The 25,587-nt window shown below is 43.2% G+C and carries 22 protein-coding genes, 2 tRNA genes, 2 rRNA genes and 1 pseudogene; 2 read left to right on the top strand and 25 right to left on the bottom strand.

The features are described from left to right. Positions 1–43: 43 nt before the first annotated feature. The 5 genes and pseudogenes from HMPREF9957_RS03160 to rlmD all read right to left on the bottom strand — a co-directional run bounded on the left by HMPREF9957_RS03160 (position 44) and on the right by rlmD (position 6,470). Positions 44–2,946: ribosomal RNA gene (locus tag HMPREF9957_RS03160) — 23S ribosomal RNA — on the bottom strand. Positions 2,947–3,071: 125 nt separating this feature from the next. Further along, positions 3,072–3,144, bottom strand: a tRNA-Ala gene (locus HMPREF9957_RS03155). Between the two features lie 51 nt (positions 3,145–3,195). Further along, positions 3,196–4,743: ribosomal RNA gene (locus HMPREF9957_RS03150) — 16S ribosomal RNA — on the bottom strand. Together the 16S and 23S rRNA genes with 2 tRNA genes alongside form the textbook arrangement of a ribosomal RNA operon. A gap of 243 nt (positions 4,744–4,986) precedes the next feature. Then, positions 4,987–5,058, bottom strand: a tRNA-Glu gene (locus HMPREF9957_RS03145). Positions 5,059–5,116: 58 nt separating this feature from the next. Then, positions 5,117–6,470 (bottom strand): annotated as a pseudogene (gene rlmD / locus HMPREF9957_RS03140) (23S rRNA (uracil(1939)-C(5))-methyltransferase RlmD). Between the two features lie 37 nt (positions 6,471–6,507). On the opposite strand from rlmD, the gene recX reads away from it, so the two are divergent. Further along, complete coding sequence (gene recX, locus HMPREF9957_RS03135) at positions 6,508–7,284, top strand: recombination regulator RecX (protein WP_000705082.1); 777 nt, start codon at positions 6,508–6,510, stop codon at positions 7,282–7,284. Between the two features lie 88 nt (positions 7,285–7,372). Next, positions 7,373–7,906 (top strand): nucleoside tri-diphosphate phosphatase, encoded by a 534-nt coding sequence (ntdP, locus tag HMPREF9957_RS03130; protein ID WP_000775316.1) that lies wholly within the window; start codon positions 7,373–7,375, stop codon positions 7,904–7,906. A gap of 176 nt (positions 7,907–8,082) precedes the next feature. Here ntdP and HMPREF9957_RS03125 read toward each other — a convergent pair whose 3' ends face one another. The 20 genes from HMPREF9957_RS03125 to HMPREF9957_RS03030 form a co-directional block, all read right to left on the bottom strand. Next, positions 8,083–8,850: an epoxyqueuosine reductase QueH gene (locus HMPREF9957_RS03125; RefSeq protein ID WP_000567567.1), complete on the bottom strand. Its 768-nt coding sequence runs from the start codon at positions 8,848–8,850 to the stop codon at positions 8,083–8,085. A 137-nt stretch (positions 8,851–8,987) separates the two neighbouring features. Beyond that, positions 8,988–10,610 carry a chaperonin GroEL gene (groL, locus tag HMPREF9957_RS03120; RefSeq protein ID WP_000031579.1) on the bottom strand — a complete coding sequence of 541 codons (1,623 nt, stop codon included), beginning with the start codon at positions 10,608–10,610 and terminating at the stop codon, positions 8,988–8,990. A gap of 15 nt (positions 10,611–10,625) precedes the next feature. Then, positions 10,626–10,910: a co-chaperone GroES gene (gene groES / locus HMPREF9957_RS03115; protein WP_000917315.1), complete on the bottom strand. Its 285-nt coding sequence runs from the start codon at positions 10,908–10,910 to the stop codon at positions 10,626–10,628. 155 nt (positions 10,911–11,065) lie between these two features. Then, the gene (locus tag HMPREF9957_RS03110; protein ID WP_000282438.1) at positions 11,066–11,461 is read right to left on the bottom strand and encodes a single-stranded DNA-binding protein; all 396 of its coding nucleotides are present in this window, start codon (positions 11,459–11,461) and stop codon (positions 11,066–11,068) included. A 77-nt stretch (positions 11,462–11,538) separates the two neighbouring features. Continuing rightward, positions 11,539–12,300 carry an SDR family NAD(P)-dependent oxidoreductase gene (locus tag HMPREF9957_RS03105; protein ID WP_001107778.1) on the bottom strand — a complete coding sequence of 254 codons (762 nt, stop codon included), beginning with the start codon at positions 12,298–12,300 and terminating at the stop codon, positions 11,539–11,541. 41 nt (positions 12,301–12,341) lie between these two features. Beyond that, positions 12,342–12,968, bottom strand: coding sequence for a YtpR family tRNA-binding protein (gene ytpR / locus HMPREF9957_RS03100; RefSeq protein ID WP_000578280.1), 627 nt, complete (start codon positions 12,966–12,968; stop codon positions 12,342–12,344). Positions 12,969–12,983: 15 nt separating this feature from the next. Beyond that, on the bottom strand, positions 12,984–13,301 hold the full coding sequence (locus HMPREF9957_RS03095) for a thioredoxin family protein (protein WP_000615777.1): 318 nt from the start codon (positions 13,299–13,301) through the stop codon (positions 12,984–12,986). Then, a complete protein-coding gene (locus tag HMPREF9957_RS03090) occupies positions 13,298–13,597 on the bottom strand; it encodes a DUF4651 domain-containing protein (RefSeq protein WP_004241936.1) in 300 nt (99 codons plus the stop codon). Before HMPREF9957_RS03090 ends, HMPREF9957_RS03095 begins: the two co-directional genes overlap by 4 nt. Positions 13,598–13,801: 204 nt before the next feature. Then, the gene (locus HMPREF9957_RS03085) at positions 13,802–14,875 is read right to left on the bottom strand and encodes an N-acetylmuramoyl-L-alanine amidase family protein (RefSeq protein ID WP_000724453.1); all 1,074 of its coding nucleotides are present in this window, start codon (positions 14,873–14,875) and stop codon (positions 13,802–13,804) included. A 119-nt stretch (positions 14,876–14,994) separates the two neighbouring features. Beyond that, on the bottom strand, positions 14,995–16,602 hold the full coding sequence (locus HMPREF9957_RS03080) for a CTP synthase (RefSeq protein WP_000105249.1): 1,608 nt from the start codon (positions 16,600–16,602) through the stop codon (positions 14,995–14,997). Positions 16,603–16,990: 388 nt separating this feature from the next. Next, a complete protein-coding gene (gene rpoE, locus HMPREF9957_RS03075; protein WP_000418401.1) occupies positions 16,991–17,578 on the bottom strand; it encodes a DNA-directed RNA polymerase subunit delta in 588 nt (195 codons plus the stop codon). A 115-nt stretch (positions 17,579–17,693) separates the two neighbouring features. After that, positions 17,694–18,449 (bottom strand): protein NO VEIN domain-containing protein, encoded by a 756-nt coding sequence (locus HMPREF9957_RS03070; RefSeq protein ID WP_000033776.1) that lies wholly within the window; start codon positions 18,447–18,449, stop codon positions 17,694–17,696. A gap of 69 nt (positions 18,450–18,518) precedes the next feature. Continuing rightward, entirely contained in the window at positions 18,519–21,170 is a 2,652-nt protein-coding gene (locus tag HMPREF9957_RS03065) for a valine--tRNA ligase (RefSeq protein ID WP_000032144.1), read from the bottom strand. Continuing rightward, positions 21,163–21,741, bottom strand: a complete 579-nt coding sequence (locus tag HMPREF9957_RS03060; protein ID WP_000550026.1) for an AAA family ATPase — start codon at positions 21,739–21,741, stop codon at positions 21,163–21,165. The genes HMPREF9957_RS03065 and HMPREF9957_RS03060 overlap by 8 nt, the downstream gene beginning before the upstream one ends. Further along, a complete protein-coding gene (locus HMPREF9957_RS03055) occupies positions 21,741–22,301 on the bottom strand; it encodes a GNAT family N-acetyltransferase (protein WP_000196175.1) in 561 nt (186 codons plus the stop codon). Before HMPREF9957_RS03055 ends, HMPREF9957_RS03060 begins: the two co-directional genes overlap by 1 nt. After that, complete coding sequence (locus HMPREF9957_RS03050) at positions 22,288–22,866, bottom strand: flavin reductase family protein (RefSeq protein ID WP_000813810.1); 579 nt, start codon at positions 22,864–22,866, stop codon at positions 22,288–22,290. The genes HMPREF9957_RS03055 and HMPREF9957_RS03050 overlap by 14 nt, the downstream gene beginning before the upstream one ends. Before the next feature lie 282 nt (positions 22,867–23,148). After that, positions 23,149–23,544, bottom strand: coding sequence for a helix-hairpin-helix domain-containing protein (locus HMPREF9957_RS03045; RefSeq protein ID WP_000038635.1), 396 nt, complete (start codon positions 23,542–23,544; stop codon positions 23,149–23,151). A 95-nt stretch (positions 23,545–23,639) separates the two neighbouring features. Then, positions 23,640–23,894, bottom strand: coding sequence for a DUF1912 family protein (locus tag HMPREF9957_RS03040; RefSeq protein WP_001105565.1), 255 nt, complete (start codon positions 23,892–23,894; stop codon positions 23,640–23,642). A 9-nt stretch (positions 23,895–23,903) separates the two neighbouring features. Further along, the gene (locus HMPREF9957_RS03035) at positions 23,904–25,238 is read right to left on the bottom strand and encodes a DUF438 domain-containing protein (RefSeq protein WP_000752887.1); all 1,335 of its coding nucleotides are present in this window, start codon (positions 25,236–25,238) and stop codon (positions 23,904–23,906) included. After that, positions 25,238–25,471: a DUF1858 domain-containing protein gene (locus HMPREF9957_RS03030; RefSeq protein WP_000368739.1), complete on the bottom strand. Its 234-nt coding sequence runs from the start codon at positions 25,469–25,471 to the stop codon at positions 25,238–25,240. Before HMPREF9957_RS03030 ends, HMPREF9957_RS03035 begins: the two co-directional genes overlap by 1 nt. Between the last annotated feature and the right edge of the window lie 116 nt (positions 25,472–25,587).

Raw genomic sequence — 25,587 nt, 5'->3', positions numbered from 1 at the left:
TATTCAAACCAGAAAACCTCTCGCTTTCATATTCTCAGTTACTTTGGATAAGTCCTCGAGCTATTAGTATTAGTCCGCTACATGTGTCGCCACACTTCCACTTCTAACCTATCTACCTGATCATCTCTCAGGGCTCTTACTGATATATAATCATGGGAAATCTCATCTTGAGGTGGGTTTCACACTTAGATGCTTTCAGCGTTTATCCCTTCCCTACATAGCTACCCAGCGATGCCTTTGGCAAGACAACTGGTACACCTGCGGTAAGTCCACTCTGGTCCTCTCGTACTAGGAGCAGATCCTCTCAAATTTCCTACGCCCGCGACGGATAGGGACCGAACTGTCTCACGACGTTCTGAACCCAGCTCGCGTGCCGCTTTAATGGGCGAACAGCCCAACCCTTGGGACCGACTACAGCCCCAGGATGCGACGAGCCGACATCGAGGTGCCAAACCTCCCCGTCGATGTGAACTCTTGGGGGAGATAAGCCTGTTATCCCCAGGGTAGCTTTTATCCGTTGAGCGATGGCCCTTCCATACGGAACCACCGGATCACTAAGCCCGACTTTCGTCCCTGCTCGAGTTGTAGCTCTCGCAGTCAAGCTCCCTTATACCTTTACACTCTGCGAATGATTTCCAACCATTCTGAGGGAACCTTTGGGCGCCTCCGTTACCTTTTAGGAGGCGACCGCCCCAGTCAAACTGCCCGTCAGACACTGTCTCCGATAGGGATCACCTATCTGGGTTAGAGTGGCCATAACACAAGGGTAGTATCCCAACAACGTCTCCTTCGAAACTGGCGTCCCGATCTCGTAGACTCCTACCTATCCTGTACATGTGGTACAGACACTCAATATCAAACTGCAGTAAAGCTCCATGGGGTCTTTCCGTCCTGTCGCGGGTAACCTGCATCTTCACAGGTACTAAAATTTCACCGAGTCTCTCGTTGAGACAGTGCCCAAATCATTACGCCTTTCGTGCGGGTCGGAACTTACCCGACAAGGAATTTCGCTACCTTAGGACCGTTATAGTTACGGCCGCCGTTTACTGGGGCTTCAATTCATACCTTCGCTTGCGCTAAGCACTCCTCTTAACCTTCCAGCACCGGGCAGGCGTCACCCCCTATACATCATCTTACGATTTAGCAGAGAGCTGTGTTTTTGATAAACAGTTGCTTGGGCCTATTCACTGCGGCTGACTTAAAGTCAGCACCCCTTCTCCCGAAGTTACGGGGTCATTTTGCCGAGTTCCTTAACGAGAGTTCTCTCGCTCACCTGAGGCTACTCGCCTCGACTACCTGTGTCGGTTTGCGGTACGGGTAGAGTATGTTTAAACGCTAGAAGCTTTTCTTGGCAGTGTGACGTCACTAACTTCGCTACTAAACTTCGCTCCCCATCACAGCTCAATGTTATAGAACTAAGCATTTAACTCAATTCACACCTCACTGCTTAGACAGACACTTCCAATCGTCTGCTTTAGTTAGCCTACTGCGTCCCTCCATCACTACATACTCTAGTACAGGAATATCAACCTGTTGTCCATCGGATACACCTTTCGGTCTCTCCTTAGGTCCCGACTAACTCAGGGCGGACGAGCCTTCCCCTGGAAACCTTAGTCTTACGGTGGACAGGATTCTCACCTGTCTTTCGCTACTCATACCGGCATTCTCACTTCTATGCGTTCCAGCACTCCTCACGGTACACCTTCATCACACATAGAACGCTCTCCTACCATACCTATAAAGGTATCCACAGCTTCGGTAAATTGTTTTAGCCCCGGTACATTTTCGGCGCAGGGTCACTCGACTAGTGAGCTATTACGCACTCTTTGAATGAATAGCTGCTTCTAAGCTAACATCCTAGTTGTCTGTGCAACCCCACATCCTTCTCCACTTAACAATTATTTTGGGACCTTAGCTGGTGGTCTGGGCTGTTTCCCTTTCGACTACGGATCTTAGCACTCGCAGTCTGACTGCCGACCATAATTCATTGGCATTCGGAGTTTATCTGAGATTGGTAATCCGGGATGGACCCCTCACCCAAACAGTGCTCTACCTCCAAGAATCTCTAATGTCGACGCTAGCCCTAAAGCTATTTCGGAGAGAACCAGCTATCTCCAAGTTCGTTTGGAATTTCTCCGCTACCCACAAGTCATCCAAGCACTTTTCAACGTGCCCTGGTTCGGTCCTCCAGTGCGTCTTACCGCACCTTCAACCTGCTCATGGGTAGGTCACATGGTTTCGGGTCTACGTCATGATACTAATTCGCCCTATTCAGACTCGGTTTCCCTACGGCTCCGTCTCTTCAACTTAACCTCGCATCATAACGTAACTCGCCGGTTCATTCTACAAAAGGCACGCTCTCACCCATTAACGGGCTCGAACTTAGTTGTAGGCACACGGTTTCAGGTTCTATTTCACTTCCCTCCCGGGGTGCTTTTCACCTTTCCCTCACGGTACTGGTTCACTATCGGTCACTAGGGAGTATTTAGGGTTGGGAGATGGTCCTCCCAGATTCCGACGGGATTTCACGTGTCCCGCCGTACTCAGGATACTGCTAGGTACAAAGACTATTTTAAATACGAGGCTGTTACTCTCTTTGGCTGATCTTCCCAAATCATTCTTCTATAATCTTTGAGTCCACATTGCAGTCCTACAACCCCGAAGAGTAAACTCTTCGGTTTGCCCTCCTGCCGTTTCGCTCGCCGCTACTAAGGCAATCGCTTTTGCTTTCTCTTCCTGCAGCTACTTAGATGTTTCAGTTCACTGCGTCTTCCTCCTCACATCCTTAACAGATGCGGGTAACAGGTAGTACCTGTTGGGTTCCCCCATTCGGAAATCCCTGGATCATCGCTTACTTACAGCTACCCAAGGCATATCGTCGTTTGTCACGTCCTTCTTCGGCTCCTAGTGCCAAGGCATCCACCGTGCGCCCTTATTAACTTAACCTTATTTTTCTGACCTTTCAGTCATAAACTCTTATTAATACTACAGCGTTTTCGGTTTATTTTCTTGTTACTATTTGATATAGATATTCAATTTTCAATGTGCATTACTTGGTGATCTCTCACCAATGGAGCCTAGCGGGATCGAACCGCTGACCTCCTGCGTGCAAAGCAGGCGCTCTCCCAGCTGAGCTAAGGCCCCACAAGACCTCTCAAGACTAAACAAGACCAATGCGCAGTTCCTTATCCTTAGAAAGGAGGTGATCCAGCCGCACCTTCCGATACGGCTACCTTGTTACGACTTCACCCCAATCATCTATCCCACCTTAGGCGGCTGGCTCCTTACGGTTACCTCACCGACTTCGGGTGTTACAAACTCTCGTGGTGTGACGGGGCGGTAGTGTACAAGGCCCGGGAACGTATTCACCGCGGCGTGCTGATCCGCGATTACTAGCGATTCCGACTTCATGTAGGCGAGTTGCAGCCTACAATCCGAACTGAGACTGGCTTTAAGAGATTAGCTTGCCGTCACCGGCTTGCGACTCGTTGTACCAGCCATTGTAGCACGTGTGTAGCCCAGGTCATAAGGGGCATGATGATTTGACGTCATCCCCACCTTCCTCCGGTTTATTACCGGCAGTCTCGCTAGAGTGCCCAACTGAATGATGGCAACTAACAATAGGGGTTGCGCTCGTTGCGGGACTTAACCCAACATCTCACGACACGAGCTGACGACAACCATGCACCACCTGTCACCTCTGTCCCGAAGGAAAACTCTATCTCTAGAGCGGTCAGAGGGATGTCAAGACCTGGTAAGGTTCTTCGCGTTGCTTCGAATTAAACCACATGCTCCACCGCTTGTGCGGGCCCCCGTCAATTCCTTTGAGTTTCAACCTTGCGGTCGTACTCCCCAGGCGGAGTGCTTAATGCGTTAGCTACGGCACTAAACCCCGGAAAGGGTCTAACACCTAGCACTCATCGTTTACGGCGTGGACTACCAGGGTATCTAATCCTGTTTGCTCCCCACGCTTTCGAGCCTCAGCGTCAGTTACAAGCCAGAGAGCCGCTTTCGCCACCGGTGTTCCTCCATATATCTACGCATTTCACCGCTACACATGGAATTCCACTCTCCCCTCTTGCACTCAAGTTAAACAGTTTCCAAAGCGTACTATGGTTAAGCCACAGCCTTTAACTTCAGACTTATCTAACCGCCTGCGCTCGCTTTACGCCCAATAAATCCGGACAACGCTCGGGACCTACGTATTACCGCGGCTGCTGGCACGTAGTTAGCCGTCCCTTTCTGGTAAGATACCGTCACAGTGTGAACTTTCCACTCTCACACTCGTTCTTCTCTTACAACAGAGCTTTACGATCCGAAAACCTTCTTCACTCACGCGGCGTTGCTCGGTCAGACTTCCGTCCATTGCCGAAGATTCCCTACTGCTGCCTCCCGTAGGAGTCTGGGCCGTGTCTCAGTCCCAGTGTGGCCGATCACCCTCTCAGGTCGGCTATGTATCGTCGCCTTGGTGAGCCGTTACCCCACCAACTAGCTAATACAACGCAGGTCCATCTGGTAGTGATGCAATTGCACCTTTTAAGCAAATGTCATGCAACATCTACTCTTATGCGGTATTAGCTATCGTTTCCAATAGTTATCCCCCGCTACCAGGCAGGTTACCTACGCGTTACTCACCCGTTCGCAACTCATCCGGAGAAGCAAGCTCCTCCTTCAGCGTTCTACTTGCATGTATTAGGCACGCCGCCAGCGTTCGTCCTGAGCCAGGATCAAACTCTCATTAAAAGTTTGAGTTCTCACTCATTTCTGTCACTGACAGATTTATTGTTTTTTTCTATTGTTCAGTACTACAACAGTTGTTGTAGTGCCCTGCACATTGGTTCGTCTTGTTCAGTTTTCAAAGGTCTTTGTCACTTGCTTCTCTCAAGCGACAACTATATTAGTATATCACAGACGCTTTCGCTTGTCAACACTTTTTTGAAACTTTTTTAATCTTTTTTCATCAAGTGTTCCTACCGCAACATACCATAGTCCGTACGGGATTCGAACCCGTGTTACCGCCGTGAAAAGGCGGTGTCTTAACCCCTTGACCAACGGACCTGAGTTGTTTTCAACTCTTACTATTATACCCACTTTTCTAACTTTGTCAACACCTTTTTTAATCTTTTTTAATTAATTTTACAACAGCCTCAGTTCGAGCGGTATGTGGGAACATATCGACCGACTGGATATAATGAAGATCAGACTTCTACTAAGCGCACTAAATCACGAGCCAAGGTCGAAACATTACAAGAAATATAAACCATTTTTTCTGGTACATAAGTAAGAATAGTATCTAATAACTTATCGTCCAGACCTGTACGTGGTGGATCCACAATCAAAGCATCTGCTCGGTATCCTTCCTTGTACCAACGAGGAATAATCTCTTCTGCCGTTCCAGCTTCATAATGAGTATTGTCAAATCCCATTCTTTTAGCATTTCGCTTGGCATCTTCAATGGCTTCTGGAATAATATCCATACCTCTGAGTGTTTTTACTTTCTTTGCAAAGGCAAATCCAATTGTTCCAACTCCACAATAAGCATCAATCAAATGATCTTCTTTAGTAACATCCAAAGCTTTTACCGCCTCGTTATATAGTACTTCTGTTTGTTCAGGATTTAGCTGATAAAAAGCTCGAGGAGATAGTGAAAATTCATAATCGAGTACACCTTCTTGAATACTCTCTTCTCCCCAGATAATCTCTGTCTTTTCACCATATATCTCACTGGTTTTAGCTGTATTTGTATTCACAGCTACTGTCACAACTTCTGGAAAATCTTTAATTAAATCTTTTACCAGCAGGGTTAAATTAAGCTGACGATTTGTAACAATAATAATCTGAACCTGTCCAGTCTTTCTTGCTCGTCGGACCATAATAGTCCTAACACCTAGAACTTTTCTCTCATCGGTGATTGGAATCTGGTGATAAGTAAGCAATTCTGCTAGGCGATTAGCAATCACTTGGGTTTCCTTGTCTTGTACCAGGCAGTCTTTCAACTCTACTAAATAATGAGAATTTTGTGCATATAAGCCCGCCTTGACCTGATTTTTAAATTTTCGAGTCTGAAATTGTAACTTAGCACGATAGTACTTGGGTTCCTGCATTCCAATCGTCGGGCGGATTTCATAATTTTCATATCCCGCAGGGGCAAATTTTTTTAGCGCTTGGTGAAGTAAGTCCGTCTTGAACTCCAGTTGCTTATCATAATGCAGATGCATGATTTGGCAGCCTCCGCATTCATTGTAAATAGTACAAGCTGGCACAACTCGAAATTTAGACTTCTTGTTGACCTTTAGTAATTTTGCTTCAACAAAGTTATGTTTAATAGAAGTAATCTGACAATAGACATCTTCTCCTTTGAGAGCACCCGGCACAAAGACTAAGGTTTTTTGATAAAAGCCAATTCCCTCACCATTAATTCCCATGCGCTTGATTTTTAATGGTATTTTTTGTTTCACTTTCAGATTCATACCCCTATCTTATCACATTTTGAGTTATAATAGAACTATGAAAATCACAAAACTTGAAAAGAAAAAAAGACTCTATCTGATGGAGCTTGATAATGACGATAGATGCTATATCACCGAAGACACAATTGTTCATTTTATGTTATCTAGAGATAAGGTGATAAGCCAAGAAGAATTGAAAGAGATTCAGGACTTTGCCAAATTTTCTTACGGTAAGAGTCTAGCCCTCTACCATCTATCCTTTAAAGCTCGCACTGAAAAAGAAGTCAGAGAATATCTGAAAAAATACGATATTGATGAAAACATCGTTTCTCAAGTCATTGCTAATCTTAAAGAAGATAATTGGATTAATGATATCCAGTACGCTTATGCTATCATCAATGCCAATCAACTTTCAGGAGACAAGGGACCTTATGTACTGACTCAGAAACTAACACAAAAAGGGATTTTAAAATCTACTATAGAAGAGATTCTGAAAGAATTTGATTTTTCAAAAGTTGCTCAACGTGTAGCTAATAAACTATTGAAAAAATATGAGGGAAAACTTCCAGCTCGTGCCTTGCAAGATAAGATTATCCAGAATATGACCAACAAGGGGTTTTCCTATTCGGATGCTAAAACTGCCTTTGACCAGTTGGATAGTCAAGTTGACCAAGAAACGACTCAGGAACTCATCTTCAAGGAACTTGATAAGCAATATGCTAAGTATGCCCGAAAATATGAAGGATACGAACTTAAACAGCGTTTAACCCAAGTTTTAGCACGAAAGGGCTACGATTTTTCGGACATAGCAAGCGCTCTCAGAGAATATCTTTAATATTTTCATGTAAAATTCACAGATTTTAGGTAATTTTATGGTACAATAGTAAACGATAAACTTATAAATTGTAGAAAGTTGGTTAGTTATGAAGCTTCCAAAAGAAGGCGACTTTATTACAATTCAAAGTTATAAGCATGATGGGAGCCTCCACCGAACTTGGCGGGACACCATGGTACTAAAAACAACAGAAAACGCCATTATTGGTGTCAACGATCATACACTGGTTACCGAAAGTGATGGTCGTCGTTGGGTCACTCGAGAACCGGCTATTGTTTACTTTCACAAGAAATATTGGTTTAATATCATTGCCATGATCCGCGATAATGGAATTTCCTACTATTGCAATATGGCTAGCCCCTACTATCTGGATGAAGAAGCACTGAAGTATATTGATTACGATTTGGATGTTAAAATTTTTACAGATGGAGAGAAACGTCTCTTGGACGTTGAGGAGTATGAGCGTCACAAACGCAAAATGAATTATTCTGATGACTTGGACTATATTTTAAAAGAACATGTCAAAATTCTTGTTGATTGGATTAACAATGGACGAGGTCCTTTCTCAGAAGCCTATGTAAACATTTGGTACAAGCGCTATGTAGAACTAAAGAATCGGTAAAGTTGTCAAACTAGGGTGAAAGCCCTGGTTTTTTTATTTTAATACTCAATGAAAATCAAAAAGCAAACTAGGAAGCTAGCCGCAAGCTGTACTTGAGTACGGTAAGGCGACGCTGACGTGGTTTGAATTTGATTTTCGAAGAGTATAAAAACCCAGTTTTTCAGCTGGGTTGGTCTCTATATATCTAATTTCGTAACAGTAAATTTGATGTGAGAATAGTCTTTTTCAACATCCTTATCCAGCAAGAACGCTGTGGCGTCCTTCTTAACCTGAACCAAATCAATATTCTGAGCCTGGGCTGCATAGACGCATCCACAATAACATTGACGGTAAATGTCATACTCTTCACACATCTCTACCGAACGTTTGTAGCCTTGATTTTTCTTGAAATCACTTGGAAGATAGTGGGTTGTGTAAATTTTTTGCACATCTATTCCGATGCTGTTAATGGTTTGAGAATTCTTATGAGGACTGATGGTTAAAGCCGAACCGAAATAGTCAAAACCTAAATCCATAGCCACTTGCGCTGTTTTATCCAGGCGGTAGTCAAAGCAAACCTTACAACGGTCGCCACCTTCTGGCTCCTCCTCTAGCCCTCTAACTAGTTTTCGGTATTCATTGGGTTCGTATGGAGCTTCTAGGTACTGGACCGTATTTCCAGTTCGCTCATTGAAATCACTGACAAACTTTTTAGTCACATAGGCACGCTTATGGTATTCTGCCTTGGGATGGATATTAGAATTGGCAAAATAGATGGTCACATCTGCATACTTGGTCAAATATTCGAGGGTATAGGTACTGCAAGGGGCACAGCAAACATGCATGAGAATGGTTGGCCGTTGCTCATTTTTCTCCCATACTTGTACCATCTTCTGCATGACACGGTCATAATTAATCTTCTGATTAGGGTTCATCTTGCTCAGAATTTCTTCTACATCGATCATGTTCTTCTCCTTTTTCTAGTCTTATTTTATCATATAAGTTAGGAGAGCTCAAATCAATTTAGAAGTGAATAGCATAAAAAGGAGGAATAGCCATTCCCTCCTTTTGTGTTTTTTATAAGTTGTTTTCTATAAAAAGCTTACATCATGCCGCCCATCATGCTTGGATCCATTGCTGGAGCTGGGGCTACTGGTTCTGGTTTATTAGCTACGACTGCTTCCGTAGTCAAAATCAAACTGGCTACAGATGCTGCATTTTGTAAGGCTGAACGGCTCACTTTAACTGGGTCGATGATTCCCTCTTCAATCATGTTGACCCATTCGCCAGTTGCTGCGTTGAAACCTGTACCAAGCTCGGCATTTTTCAAGCGATCGATAACGATTGAACCTTCAAATCCTGCATTGTGCGCGATCTGACGAACAGGTTCTTCCAATGCACGGAGAACAATATTGCGGCCTGTTGCTTCGTCTCCTGTTAATTCCAAATCAGCCACGGCTGGGATAACATTTACAAGGGCTGTTCCACCACCTGCAACGATTCCTTCTTCAACAGCTGCACGAGTAGCGTTGAGGGCATCTTCAATGCGGAGTTTCATTTCTTTCAACTCAGTTTCAGTTGCGGCTCCGACCTTAATAACCGCCACACCACCTGACAATTTTGCCAAGCGTTCTTGCAATTTTTCACGGTCAAACTCAGAAGTTGTGGTTTCGATTTGAGACTTGATAACCGCAACACGGTGAGAAATGGCTTCAGGATTTCCAGCACCTTCTACAATAACAGTGCTATCTTTGTCCACAGTTACTCTCGCTGCTTGACCAAGAGCTTCAATTGTCGCATCTTTCAACTCAAGACCAAGGTCTTCTGTGATAACTGTTCCGCCTGTTAAGATGGCAATGTCTTCAAGCATGGCTTTGCGACGGTCACCAAAACCAGGTGCCTTGACTGCTACCACGTTGAAGGTTCCACGAATCTTGTTCAAAACAAGAGTTGGAAGAGCTTCACCATCTACATCATCCGCAATAATCAAGAGTGGACGATTGCTTTGGAGAATACTTTCTAGAAGTGGCAAGATTTCTTGGATATTTGAAATCTTCTTATCAGTAATCAAAATGTATGGATTTTCAAGATCAGCCACCATTTTTTCGCTATCTGTCACCATGTACTGTGAAAGGTAACCACGGTCGAACTGCATTCCTTCAACAACTTCAAGCTCTGTTTCCATACCACGTGACTCTTCGATAGTGATGACTCCATCTTTGCCAACTTTTTCCATAGCTTCAGAGATGTATTCGCCTACTTTTTCAGAACGAGAAGATACGGCTGCAACTTGAGCGATAGCTTCTTTGTTGGCAACAGGAATAGCATTGTTTTTCAAGGCTTCAACTGCTGCAGCAACTGCTGTTTCAATCCCACGACGAATGCCAATTGGATTGGCACCTGCAGTGACGTTTTTGATGCCTTCACGGACAATTGCTTGGGTCAAAACAGTTGCAGTTGTAGTCCCGTCACCTGCGATATCATTGGTTTTTGAAGCTACTTCTGATACCAATTTGGCACCCATATTTTCAAAATGGTCTTCTAATTCAATTTCTTTGGCAATAGTCACACCATCATTGGTAATCAATGGTGAGCCAAATGATTTTTCCAACACGACATTGCGGCCTTTTGGTCCCAAGGTTACTTTAACAGTGTCTGCAAGGATATCGACACCGCGAACCATAGCTGAACGGGCATCTGATGAAAATTTAATTTCTTTTGACATACTTACTTTCTCCTTCTATTCTTCAATGATTGCCAAGATGTTAGCTTCGCCTACGATGATGTACTTTTCATCGCCATCTTTGACGTCAAGACCTGCGTGAGCTTCAACTAAGACACGGTCTCCAGCTTTAACACTTGGAGCAACCAAGTCACCGTTCAAGGTACGAACACCTTGTCCAGTAGCCACAACTTTGGCTGTTTTAGTTTTTTCTTGGGCTGAACCTGCGAGGACAAAACCTCCAACAGTTTGTTCTTTTTCTTCGATTTTCAAGACCACACGGTCTCCTAATGGTTTCAACATCTGTTTTCCTCCATGATGAGATAGATAGTATTAGCACTCTTTATACACGAGTGCTAATTCATAGTTCTATTGTATCACTTGGTCAGAAATAATCAAGAAAAAAGTCTGACTTTCTCAAGATAAAAAGCCTGAGAGCAACTCAGACTTTTCAATGTTTAAAATGGCAATTCTTCCTCTTCCAAAACCAAATCTGCCAAATCCTGTCCTGCGTTATTTTCTCGCATAGCACGTTGGGCACGACTTTCCAAGAGTTGGAATCCTGTAACAAGTACTTCAGTCACATAGTTCATCTGGCCATTTTTCTCAAAACGACGGGTACGTATTTCTCCATCCACTGAAATGAGACTTCCTTTAGTTGCGTAGCTGGCCAAGCTTTCTGCTATTTTGCCCCAAAGGACCATATTGACAAAATCAGCTTCACGTTCGCCATTTTGGTCTTTGTATCGACGATTCACAGCGATAGTTGCTCGTGCTACTGACTTGTCATTGTTGGTTTTGTGCAATTCTGGTGTAGACGTTAAACGTCCAATTAAGATAACTTTATTATACATATTTTCTTCCTCCTACTTATCTATTCGTAGGAAATCAAAAAAAGTTACAGAAATTTGTAACTTTTCGAGGAAATTTTTTACTTTTTATGAACCATAAATCCTGTCGCCTGTTGATTTGCCATAATGGTCATATCTGTAATCTGCACACGACGAGGTTGACTGGTCACATAGACTACTGTGTCTGCAATATCCTGAGCTTGCAAGGCTTCGATTCCTTGGTAAACGGACGCAGCTCGTTCTTTATCACCATGAAAACGCACTGTAGAAAAATCTGTTTCGACAATTCCAGGCTGAATAGTCGTCACCTTGATATCCGTTGCGATGGTATCAATTCGCAGACCATCTGAAAAGGTCTTAACTGCTGCCTTGGTAGCTGAGTAAACAGCGGCACCAGCATAGGCGTAGATTCCTGCGGTTGACCCCATGTTGATGATATGTCCTTGATTGGCTTTTACCATTGCTGGCAAGAAACAGCGAGTGACTGCCATCAAACCTTTGACATTGGTATCCAGCATGGTCAACATATCCAACTCTTCATAGTCCTGATAGGGGGCTAAACCTAGAGCCAGTCCGGCGTTGTTGACCAGAATATCAATCTGACCTATCGTTTCTAGAATATCAGAGCAGACAGTCTTTACCATGGTTATATTCGTCACATCTAGTGGAAAGGTCCAAACTGTCTGATTTGGGAAGGCTTCTACAAACTCCGACTTGAGGGTTTCTAGTCTGTCTATCCGTCGTCCAGTTAGAACGACATTCTCACCCTGCTCCAGATAAGCACGCGCAATCGCTTCACCAATTCCTGATGTCGCTCCTGTAATCACAACATTTTTTGCCATCTTATTTCCTTCTAGCTGGTCTATCAGATACTAACAACTTCTTAGGCAGTCCAGTGTTTGGCTGGGTCAAATGGAGTTCCAACAACTTGGTCTTCTGATAATTCAAGCACCCCACGTTTTTGCGGAGCATTTGGCAGATACAATTCACGAGGGCTACACATCATGCCAAAACTCTTTTCACCACGAAGCTCACCTGGGAAAATAAGATTGCCTTTTGGCATCATAGCTCCTGGAAGAGCTACAATGGTTTTCAACCCAACACGCGCATTAGGAGCCCCTGCAACAATTTGCACTGTCTTGTCACTTGCGACTGCTACTTGACAGATATTGAGGTGGTCACTATCTGGATGAGCTACCATCTCGACAATTTCACCAACAACAAACTTAGGTTCCTTGTCATTGACAATTTCTTCTTTAAAACCTTCCGCCTGCAATTCTTGGTTCAAACGAGCGACTTGCTCATCTGATAAAAAGACTTGACCGCGCTCTGCAATTTCAAACAAACTTGAAACTTCAAAAATATTCCACGCCACTGTTTCCCCATTCTCTCTGAGAAAAACACGGGCTATCTTGCCTTTGCGTTCCACATCCAGTTTGGCATCTCCGCTATTTTTCACGATGACCATAAGGACATCACCTACATGTTCTTTGTTATATGTAAAAATCATTGTTTCTATTTTCTCCTATTTCAGTCCTGCTAAAAAGTCGTTAATTTGTTGCTTGCTTTTACGGTCGCGATTAACAAAACGACCAATTTCCTTGTCCTTTTCTAGAACAACAAGGCTAGGAATTCCGTAAACATCCCAGAGTTTAGCCAAATCCATATACTGGTCTCGGTCCACTCGAATAAAGGTGAACTCTGGATTGGTCTCCTCAATTTCTGGTAAGGCAGGATAGATATAACGGCAATCGCCACACCAGTCTGCTACAAAAAGAAAGACTTTCTTGCCATCTTTCTCTACTAAAGATGCCAATTCTTCTAAACTTGCTGGTTGTATCATAAGACTTCCTCCTCATAGACTAGGTCTTCATTTTCATAGACAAAGGTATAATAACGGCCATCCTCAAAAATGACGCCACCAACTAAGCTCTCCATACTGCTTTCATAAACTTGAACATAGAGGGTCGCAATTTCCCCCATGTCTGAAAAATGGTCTCGTACAATCGCTGTCAACTCTTCCTGAGTCTTCCTGAGCTTATGGTCATCTGCAACTTTTTTCGTAGCAAGGGCAAGGCTCCCAATACCAAGCAGAGCCAGACCTGCCATCCACATTTTTTTAGCTTTCATACCATTCATTTTAACACAAAAAAGGCTTTAGGACAAATAAGGAAGCAGCAGAAAAGCAAGTAAAAAGCCTCTTCCTTGAAGGAAAAGGACTTCTTATACTCAATGAAAATCAAAGAGCAAACTAGGAAGCTAGCCGCAGGTTGCTCAAAACACTGTTTTGAAGTTGTGGATGACGCTGACGTGGTTTGAAGAGATTTTCGAAGAGTATTATTCTTATTGCCAGGCACCTGAGTTGCCAACGTAGTAGCCATCTGGTGTGTAGGTATTGCGAAGCATCTTACCTGATGAAGCCAGATAATACCACTTCCCATTATCTTTGACCCAATCATTCGCTAGCATGGCACCAGAAGAACTTACATAATACCAGTCTCCCTTGTCATAAACCCAAGCGCTTGCTTTCATAACTCCTGAAGTTGATAAATAGTACCACTCGCCTTGATCGTAAAGCCAATCACTCGCAATCATGGCTCCTGATGATTTAAAGGCATACCAGTTGCTACCTTGATGAAGCCAAGTTTGATTGAACATGACCCCTTTATCATTCATAAAGTACCAAGTTTCCTTGTCTTTAACCCAAGCATTCTGTACTAATTGACCTTGTTTTTGATAGTACCAGTTTTGGTTTGATTTTAGCCAGCTTTCTGCTTTTACAATCGGATAAAGTTCTTTGAAAGATTCTCCATCATATTTATGACTGATAGATTTTAGTTTTTCTAGTTTCAACTCACTATTGTCATAGTCTGCCCAAGCAAAGACTTTTTGACCATTGACAGTCTCTGGTAGGGTGGCAGTGTAAGTCTTGGTTTGATAGTCCCATTTTGTATCAAGGTAGGTGTATTGATCATTTGATTCTTCAATACGATAGTAGCCTCTCTTTCCACTATCATTATGAATATCATCCACAACTTTCGTTGACCAGGTCTTCACTTCGTTTCCGCTCTTGGCTTCTACCTTGATATCTCCTCTATAGCCATATGGAACATAGAAATTCAGGTAACGCCCCTCTATACCAATCATAGACTTGTCCTTTTCTTGACCTAGAAAATTGACTGTCTGATCTTGACCATCAAGACTAACCGTCCACTCGATTTTCTCGGTTTTTGGCAAATCCAAGACTTTGATATCCACTTCATGACCATTGTTAAACCGAAGAATCTTGCCATCTTGATACTGTACTCCACACTTAACAACCCATTCTTCTTTAAGCTCAAATGCCTGCCCTGAATGAGGTGAAACAAGCAAAGCTAGGCTTGCTAAAGCTAAACTAAATAGTGTGATTTTTTTCATTGTAGTTCCTCCTTAGGATTTTTTATGTTAATTATATCACTATGTTTTTATTTTGCAACTCATATCCTAAATATGCAAGCAAAAAACCTCTGAGATTGTTCTCAAAGGTTCTGATTTTGCTAATTGCTGTTCTCAACCGCTGCAGTAATAAAGGCAGTGTAGAGTTCTTCTGGACGATTTGGACGGCTTGACAGTTCAGGGTGATACTGACACGCTACAAAGAATTTGTTTTCAGGAATTTCCACAATTTCTACCAAACGATTATCTGGAGAAACTCCTGAGAAGACAAAGCCTGCTGCCTCAAACTGCTCACGGAAGGCATTGTTAAACTCATAACGGTGACGGTGACGGCGTTGCACCACTTCTTGATTATGATAAGCAGCTGCTGCCTTAGAGCCACGTTTCAACTTAGACGGATAAAGCCCCAAGCGAAGGGTTCCCCCCATATCCTCAACATCAATCTGATCACGCATGATATCAATGATAGGGTATTTTGTTTCTGGTGCAAGTTCTGCAGAATTGGCACCTTCGAGTCCTAAAACGTGACGAGCAAACTCGATACAAGTCAACTGCATTCCCAAGCAGACTCCCAACATTGGAACATCATTTTCACGCGCATAGCGGATGGCTTGGATTTTCCCTTCAGTACCACGTTGGCCAAAACCACCGGGTACGATGATTCCGTCCGCATCAGACAAGAGCTCTGCTACATTCTCTGCTGTCACATCATTGGCATTGATCCAATTGATTTTAACTTCTGCGTCGTTGGCATAACCAGAGTGTTTCAAGGCTTCAACCACAGAAATGTAGGCATCTTGCAACTCCACATACTTACCAACAAGGGAAATTTTAACTTGTTTCTTGAGGTTCATGACCTTGTTCACCATAGCTGACCATTCTGTCATATCTGCTACTGGTGCGTCTAATTTCAAATGATCACAGACAATTTGGTCCATACCTTGTGCCTGCAAGTTCAGTGGAATTTGGTAAAGATGTTCGACATCCAACGATTCGATAACGGCTTCTGGTGCCACATCACAGAACTGGGCTAGTTTGTTTTTAATTCCTTGACCAGCCGGCTCTTCTGTACGAATAACCAACATATTTGGTTGGATTCCCAATCCACGCAATTCTTTTACAGAGTGTTGAGTTGGTTTGGTCTTCATTTCACCAGCAGCCTTGAGGTATGGAAGCAGGGTTGTATGGATATACATGACATTATCCGCCCCCACATCTGCCTTCATCTGACGAAGGGCCTCTAGGAATGGCAAGGACTCGATATCTCCTACTGTTCCACCAACCTCTGTGATAATGACATCAGAGTCGGTCGTTAGAGCGGCACGCTTGATTTTTTCTTTCAAAGCATCTGTAATATGAGGAATGACTTGAACAGTTGCCCCAAGGTATTCTCCACGGCGCTCTTTACGAAGCACTTCACTGTAGATTTTACCAGTTGTCACATTGGAATATTTGTTAAGATTGATATCGATGAAACGTTCATAGTGACCTAAGTCCAAATCTGTCTCAGCTCCATCATCTGTCACAAAAACTTCCCCGTGCTGATAAGGGCTCATAGTTCCCGGATCGATATTGATATAAGGGTCAAATTTTTGAATGGTTACTTTGAGACCACGATTTTTCAAGAGACGGCCTAGACTCGCTGCCACAATCCCTTTCCCAATAGACGATACGACACCACCAGTTACAAAAATATATTTCGTAGACATAGATTCCTCTTTCTAAAATGCTCAAGACCTTGTTAACTACGAGGGGACATAGAAAACAAGACCCTACTAATAAGAATAATCTGGGACGACTGCACCAGATTCACAACTAATACTCTTCGAAAATCTCTTCAAACCGCGTCAACGTCCCCTTGCCGTAGATATGTGTTCCTGACTTTGTCAGTCTTATCTACAACCTCAAAACAGTGTTTTGAGCAACCTGCGGCTAGTTTCCTAGTTTGCTCTTTGATTTTCATTGAATATAAAATACAAGAAGATAACTTCTTGAAAAACAAAAATAGCTCCCTAAGAACTAGGGAGCCCCGACCTCTAAAAGAGGTGCCCGAACAATATGATACCTAAAAATAGGATAATTGTCAATAGCTAACTTTTATTCCTCGATGTTTTCAGCATCATCATCTGAAAACTCGTCGTCGTCTTCGTTGAGATCCACGTCTTCACCCAAGTCATCAGGAGCGATTTCGTTGATTTCTGCATCGTAAGCTTCCACTTCATTTTTCTCATCATCTGGATTTTCATCATCATATGAAAGAGCTGGATCTGCTTCGTATGCATCTTCGTCTTCTGGATCATCTGCATTGTAGTCAATGGCATCTGAATCGCCATCCATGAAGGCATTGACACGTTTTTTCTTAGCTTTTGGTGCCACTTCATCGTCATCATTTTCTTCAAGAGCGATGATCTCTTCGTCGATTTCGTCCACACCATACCATGAACGAAGACCCCATTTGTTGTCTCCAAGTGAGATGAAGCTACCGTCAAAGTTCAACTCTGTGTAGAACAAAGGCAAGGCTTCGCGGATATCGCTGTTTGATGTTCCAAGGTAGTTTTGAATTTCGTTTACAAGATCGCTAAAATGCATCTCGTGATCGCGACCACGAAGTTCCAAGATAGCACGCGCTACCTCAATCATAGATAGTTCACTTTTTTCTTGCCCAGCAAATACTTCTAATTCCAAAGCGTTTCTCCTCATTTATACTACTATCGCCAGAGTAAACAGACTCTGACCTCATTTTATCATTTACTCTTTATTTTACGATAATTTTGCAGAATAGTCAAAGGTTAAGGGGGAACTAATACAATTCTTCTAAGCTTCTATATTCAATGATTTCATTTTTGATAATATTCTTTTTAAACTCAAAATGTTTTAAAGGATTATCGATTAACACTAACTTTGGAATATCATCTAGGTTGGTGACTAGAGATAAAATAAAATCTGATTGAAACTCTTTAGCTTTCCCAAATTCGTTGGCAGTCATACGAATGCGACCCTTAGGTTTTCGAATTCCTTTAACTTCGGCAAGATAAGAATGTTCTTGAACATCTACTTGGAAATCATATCCATCACCATAAAGACGGGCATCGGTCAATAGCCCACCTTGAAATTTTTCTTCTTTATCAAAGTTGAGTATAAAATAATTTTCTGCTTCCATTCCAGTTTCTTGTAGACGTTTGAATTTAGTTCGAATAATTGGTTTTTCAAGGGTAGTAATGCCTGTTCGCTTTCCTTCACTAGCAAGTAACATTTTAACGATTTCAGCATAACTATGAACATCTTCATTCCCAAACATCATATCAATTAAATCTTTACGAAAACGGTAAACTTCAGCTTTCTGCCACCAACCTTTTCGATTATTGTCAAAATAAGGATCAAATAAATCCATTCTATTCTTTACAACTCCAGTTGTTTCAGCAATTTCCAGAGAAACCACATAGCGATAAAACTCCGACTTGCTAGAACATTGAAATTCTTTTATAAAAAGCTTGTCAAACTTGGCAAGACCGTAGCCAATTAAATTTAACAATTCATAATGCGGGTGCTTAGACATCACTTTCTCCATCAATAGATATTGATTTCATTATACCAAAAAACACGGCTCATCACCGTGTTTCTGTGTTTATTTAACGAGTTTCTTCATCTCATCAATACGTGCTACTGTCGCATCGTACTTAGCTTGATAGTCAGCTTGTTTGTCGCGTTCTTTTTGGACGACTTCTGGTTTGGCATTGGCTACGAAGCGTTCGTTAGAGAGCTTCTTACCGACCATGTCCAGTTCTTTTTGCCATTTAGCCAGTTCCTTGTCGAGACGAGCCAATTCTTCTTCAACATTGAGGAGGTCAGCGAGTGGCAGGTAGATTTCTGCTCCTGTGATGACACTTGACATAGCGAGTTCAGGTGCAGGGATATTTGATGCAATTTCCAAGTGTTCTGGATTTGTGAAGCGTTTGATGTAATTGACATTGCTGTTAAAGAAGGCTTCCAAGTCGCTATCGCTTGTCTTAACAAGGATAGTGATAGGCTTGCTTGGAGCAACGTTTACTTCCGCACGCGCATTACGAACAGCACGGATCAAGTCTTTGAGACTTTCCACACCTGTGTGAGCCGCAAGATCTTCAAAGGCTGGGTTGACAGTTGGGTATTCTGCTGTCACGATAGAGCCTTCTGAGATTTGTCCAAAGATTTCCTCTGTCACGAATGGCATAATTGGGTGAAGGAGACGAAGAATCTTGTCCAAAGTGTAAAGGAGAACAGAGCGTGTGATAACTTTCTCTTCTTCGTTGTCGCTATAAAGGACTTCCTTAGTCAACTCAACGTACCAGTCCGCAAACTCATCCCAGATAAAGTTGTAGAGGATGTGTCCAGCTACACCAAACTCAAACTTATCAAAGTTTTCAGTGACTTTTCCGATGGTTTCATTGAGGTTGTGGAGAATCCAGCGGTCTGTGACATTTCCAGCTTCCTTGTTAACAACTTTTTCCACATTGGCAGTTGCTTGCTCAAGGGTCAAGCCTTCATTGTTCATGAGGATGTAGCGAGAGATGTTCCAGATTTTGTTAATGAAATTCCATGAAGCATCCATTTTCTCGTAAGAGAAGCGCACGTCTTGGCCTGGCGCAGAACCGTTTGAAAGGAACCAACGAAGGCTATCTGTTCCGTACTTATCAATAACATCCATTGGATCAATCCCGTTACCGAGAGATTTCGACATCTTGCGTCCTTGCTCATCACGAATGAGACCGTGAATCAAGGCATTTTTGAATGGCGACTTGCCAGTAAATTCCAAACCTTGGAAAATCATTCGAGATACCCAGAACGGAATAATATCATAACCAGTCACCAAAGTTGATGTTGGATAATAACGTTTAAAGTCTTCTGAGTCGACATCCGGCCAGCCCATGGTAGAGAATGGCCAAAGAGCCGAACTGAACCACGTATCCAAGACATCTTCGTCCTGAGTCCAACCGTCACCTTTTGGAGCTTCTTCGCCGACATATATTTCACCCTCAGCATTGTACCAAGCAGGGATTTGGTGACCCCACCAGAGCTGACGAGAGATTACCCAGTCGTGAACATTTTCCATCCATTGAAGGAAGGTATCGTTGAAACGAGGTGGGTAGAATTCTACCTTGTCATCTGTGTCTTGGTTGGCAATAGCATTTTTGGCCAATTGGTCCATCTTGACGAACCACTGAGTAGACAAGCGTGGTTCAACCACAACACCTGTACGCTCTGAGTGACCAACGCTGTGGACACGTTTTTCGATTTTAACGAGGGCACCGATTTCTTCCAGCTTGGCAACGACTGACTTACGAGCTTCAAAACGATCCATGCCCGCAAATTCAAAGGCCAAGTCATTCATAGTTCCGTCATCGTTCATAACATTGACTTGTGGCAAGTTGTGTCGTTGACCAACCAAGAAGTCGTTTGGATCGTGGGCAGGTGTGATTTTCACGACACCTGTACCAAACTCAGGATCAGCATGCTCATCCCCAACGATTGGAATCAATTTATTAGCGATTGGAAGGATGACGTTTTTACCGATCAAGTCCTTGTAGCGTGGGTCTTCTGGATTGACCGCAACGGCAACGTCCCCAAACATGGTCTCAGGACGAGTTGTCGCAACTTCAAGGGCGCGTGAACCGTCTTCCAACATGTAGTTCATGTGGTAGAAGGCACCTTCAACGTCCTTGTGAATCACCTCGATATCAGAAAGAGCTGTACGAGCTGCTGGGTCCCAGTTGATAATAAATTCACCACGGTAGATCCAGCCTTTCTTGTAAAGGTCCACAAAGACCTTACGAACAGCTTTTGACAAACCTTCATCAAGAGTGAAACGTTCGCGAGAATAGTCTACAGAGAGCCCCATCTTGCCCCATTGTTCTTTGATGGTAGTGGCATACTCGTCTTTCCATTCCCAGACTTTCTCGAGGAATTTTTCTCGACCGAGGTCGTAACGCGTAATGCCCTCACCACGCAAGCGTTCTTCAACCTTAGCCTGAGTGGCAATCCCTGCGTGGTCCATCCCTGGAAGCCAAAGTGTATCAAAACCTTGCATACGTTTTTGACGGATAATGATATCCTGCAAAGTCGTATCCCAAGCGTGACCAAGGTGAAGTTTCCCAGTTACGTTTGGTGGTGGAATCACGATTGAATAAGGCTTAGCCTTTTTATCGCCTGAAGGCTTGAAAACATCGGCATCAAGCCATTTTTGGTAACGACCAGCCTCAACCTCGGCTGGATTGTATTTAGGTGAAAGTTCTTTAGACATGTGTGTGTCCTTTCTCTATTGTATTCATTTTATCTTGAATCTGCTTAGCAGCTTCTTCTGCAGACAGATTCGTATTATTTATTTTAAGGTAGTGGTGTAGCTCATTCGGTTGGATTTTAGAATTTAATTGAAGGATTTCAGTGGTCTCTAAAATTTCTCTTTCAGATATCTCAATATGCCGTTTCAAGGGCTTGTGCTTCAACCGGTTCTCCGTTTGATTTCGACGTAAACGCTCCTCAAGACTTGTTTCCAACTCAACAAACAGAATCTCTTGATGAAAGTTATCCAATAAATCCTGAATTTGCTTTAAATAAAGCAGCTGGTACTGATTTGAAAAATCAATTACGTCAGTTAAAATTACTGATCGCTGATTTCTTGCACTTGCTCCAAGGAAAGAAAAGGTGATTCCACGAACAAATTCCCACATCTCCTCTGTATAATCCTGATAGATTTCTAGTGCAAAATCGATGGCTTGATGGTTATAAAAGAGGGTAGCATCTGTCAGTCGAGATAACTCTTGACCAATCGTCATTTTTCCTGAGGCCGGAGCACCAATGATGAAAAGATGCATCAAATCACCTCCCACTCACTCCTCAGTAAGCCATATATGAGACTGTCACAGCGGTTCCCTTGAACATCCTTTCGGTCTCTTATGCGAGCTTCGAGGGTAAATCCAAGCTTCTCTGCGACTCGTTGACTTTGGACATTGTAGCCAAAACAAGTTAGTTCAATCTTGTGAAGACCAAGTTCTTTAAAAGCTAGATCAATCAAGGCAAGCGCTGCTTCTGGTACATAGCCTCGCCCCCAATAGTCTGGGTGCAAGGTGTAGCCAATCTCCAGTACATCGTCTTCGTGCCGATGGTTGAAATCAACAGAGCCGATGACTTTATCGGTTCCTTTGACGACAATTCCGTAGCCAGCTGGGAGATTTTCCTTTTGATTACGCTCGGGCAGAATATGCTCCAGATAATAAACCTCATCTTCCAAGGTCTTGACAGGCGGAAAACTTGCTGGGTAGGCAACCTCTGGGAGACTAGCGTAGGCATAGATATCCTCGGCATCAGCGACTGTGCGGACTCGTAACACGAGATGTTCTGTTTCCAAGCGTTCTGGCAGTTCAGCTCTTGTCATCTTTCTTCCTCGCTTTCTTTATGAAGCTCCCCATAGGGTCAACACGGTTATCTAAATAGCGATAAACGCGCTGGTGACCGTCCCCCATGAAGTAAGTCGGTGAAAAACGGTCATTTTTAAAATGCCCTTTCTCATCCAAGAGATCTGGATCAGCAAGTCGTTCGATAATCTTGGCAAAGATGTGACAAATACCATCTTCCTCGATAATCCGATCTACCTGACAGTCCAACACGACTGGACAAACCTCTAAAATCGGTGCCTGAGTCCGTTCAGAAATCTCGTAGTCTAGCCCCAGGTGTTTCAGTTTCTCCCGATGACTGATAAAACCAGCCTGCTCCATATCGAGCATGAGATTTTCATCAGGAATATTTACGGTGAACTTCTGATAGTACTTAATCTGGTAAGCCGCATTTTCCTCAGCGCCAACACCGATGACCAGCCAATCTCCCAGGCTATAAGAGGAGCTACAGGTCGTAATATTGTGTCCAAAATTCTGATCCTGATACCCCAAAATGAAGATAGGAAAACCATAATAGAGTTTACTTGTGTTAAAAGATTGCTTCATGACAACCTCCTTTGACCAAGATACAAAAGAAAAGCCCTGCCATCTACATGACAGGGACGAATGTGTTTATCCGCGGTACCACCCAATTTCGGGCAGAGCCCGCAACTCTCGTCTTTAAAACAAAAAGACAATATTATTTCAATTTTTCATCCATTAGCAACTAGTTTTGACACATTTGTGGACTTCTCAGCACCGCCACTTTCTGTAAAATGTGGGATTCAAAACACCTCTAATGGCTCTATTGTAGCAAGATTTTTTCGGAAATGCAAGGGACAAGAAAGATTACTTGAACTTGATGCCATTTTCTTTCAATTTCTTAATAGTAGCTGGTCCGATTCCTTTCAAGGCAAGGAGTTCTTTTTCAGTCCAGTTTTTGAAATCTGAAGCAGACTTGATACCTTCATCATAGAAAGTTTTGGCACGGTCAAGTGGAAGTCCACCCAAGTTTGCTGCAAAATCTTCTACAGAATTGGCTACTTTTTGAGCTTGCTCTTTGGTAGCTTCCACTGCTTGTTCAACTTTTTTAGAAACAGCCTTACCAGCTTGGCTTGCTGACTGTTCTGCACGTTTCACAACTTTTTTTGTCTCTTCTACAACCTTAGTCACAGTACTTGAAAAGGCACCTGCGCGACGGAGGCTATTTCGTAATTGTTTTTTACGATTGAGTTTCTTTGACATGATAAAATCCTTTCAATAAAAAACCCCTGCTCTGACAAGGATTTAATATAAATATTCTATCAAGATTTTAGTAAAAAATCAAGAATCTATCTCGTTTAATAATTTCGCTCACCAAACAAGCCTTCTGGCAAATCATGAAATCCCTTGCCTGCTTTGAAGTTTTCAAACTTACCAAGCAAGAACTGATAAGCATCCAAGCGACTTTCGTAGCGAATCATGGCATCTTTGGCACGCTCGTCCTGGTCTTCTTCGTAGACTTTTTGGCTTTCCTTGTGCGCCATGTCATTGATCATAATCTGGGTATTGACCCAGGCTTCAAATTCCTTCATAAATTCTTGTTCGTAATTCATTGATTCTCCTTATTCTAATCCACGGAAATAGTCCGTGTCAATCTCACGGTAGGGCTGGATATCCTGAACGTATTCCAGTACACCTTGGAATTCTCCGTTTTCATCGTGCACTGCAGCATAAGTGATGTGGACAAACTTACCTCGCGACTCAGACTTGAACCACATTTCATACTTGTCTTTGCTTCCCTCACGAAGCCCCTTCATGATGGTCTTGACCTTGTCCAAGTACTTAGGCGGATGGCAGAGTTCGACATTGCGCCCAACTTGGGATGGGGTCCGCTTGAAAATCATCTCATCAGCTGGCGTATTGTCATTGTAATATTGGAAAATATCGTCTTTATTGACAAAGGTAATCTCCATAGGGAGGTGATTGAGGATGAGATTGGCCTGCTCGACTGAAAGATAGCCATTCCCAAAAGCCTGTTGACTATGACGGTCCAGCACTGTTTCCTTTTCCTTAGGGGTAAAGGTAATGGTGAACTGTCCTTCTGGCGTATCGATAACTTGCTGAATTTGACCCTCTGCCGTATCTAGTTGTACGGGCTCCTCTGCACTCTTTTCCTCAACAAAACTCTGGCGTTCTGGAACCCATTTTTCAGACGGACGGATGATGGCATAGCCATAGGTATCGCTCTCCTCCGCAATCTGAAGCCAGTCATCCTGAGTAAAGGACTCAAGGAGAATCATGAGAAGGATAGACTCTTCCTTGAAAATCATACTTTCAAACTCTGTCGCAAAGGCTTCAAAATCTTCTTTTACAGTGGAAATCGGCACTTCAGGTAGTGACTTGGTCGTCACTAAAGCTGTTTGAAAGAGTTCCCTGATCTGATCATCCACTCCCCACATAACTTTTGGGGGTGAATCGTGTCCATAGCGCTCCATGATAGGAAAGAAGAGTTCTTCTTTACGTTGGTAATGGATGTCAAATTGCCCCATAAGTCCCATCTGACGCACCAAGCCCTTGCGCATCTCCGCCAGCATTTCTTCATCTCCCATAGACTCATAGGTATCTAACAATCTACGAATGCGAATCAAGGCCGCACGGAGGGCTAGATTTTCTTCCTTAAAGACCCGAACTGGGTGACCAGGGTGTTCGGTATCCTCTACTTCGACACCTTTAATAGCATTTTTAAAAAGATTGGCATGGACATCACAGAGTTCCATGACATCTTCAAATGTGACGCCCGAGTCCGAGTTCATCAGCTCGTGCTCCATGAGGGAAATCTCTATGGCTGAGACACCCGCAAAAGTCGCATCAAAACGCTCCTGAACCGACTCAGGAGACGCACCATTGTGCAATTCTAACAAAATATCCCGCAGTACATGAATCCGTTCATCTGCCATTAGTCTAACCCAATCACTTCGTAGCCATTTGCTTCCAGCGTGCGGACAATCTTGTCCATAGGAGTTCCTTCCAGCTTAGAACCCTGTTTGAGCGATACTTTACGACCGACAGTATTACGCATCAAGGGATTGGCAAGGGGTTTAAATCCAAGCTCAACTAGGATTTCCAAGACTTCTGGATGCTTATCCACCACTTCTGCAACAGGAATTGACACATCGATGATATTGTCCATGACGACCTCCATTGTATGTTCTAAAATGATTTTACTGCTTATATTATACCATATGGAGAGAAATTAAAAAACTAGCAGTGGAGTTCCTGCTAGTTATCTGCGACTTGAATTACTAT

This window comes from Streptococcus mitis SK1080 (assembly GCF_000220085.1).
Lineage (GTDB): Bacteria > Bacillota > Bacilli > Lactobacillales > Streptococcaceae > Streptococcus > Streptococcus mitis_K.
This window is presented reverse-complemented; position numbering and strand designations above follow the sequence as displayed.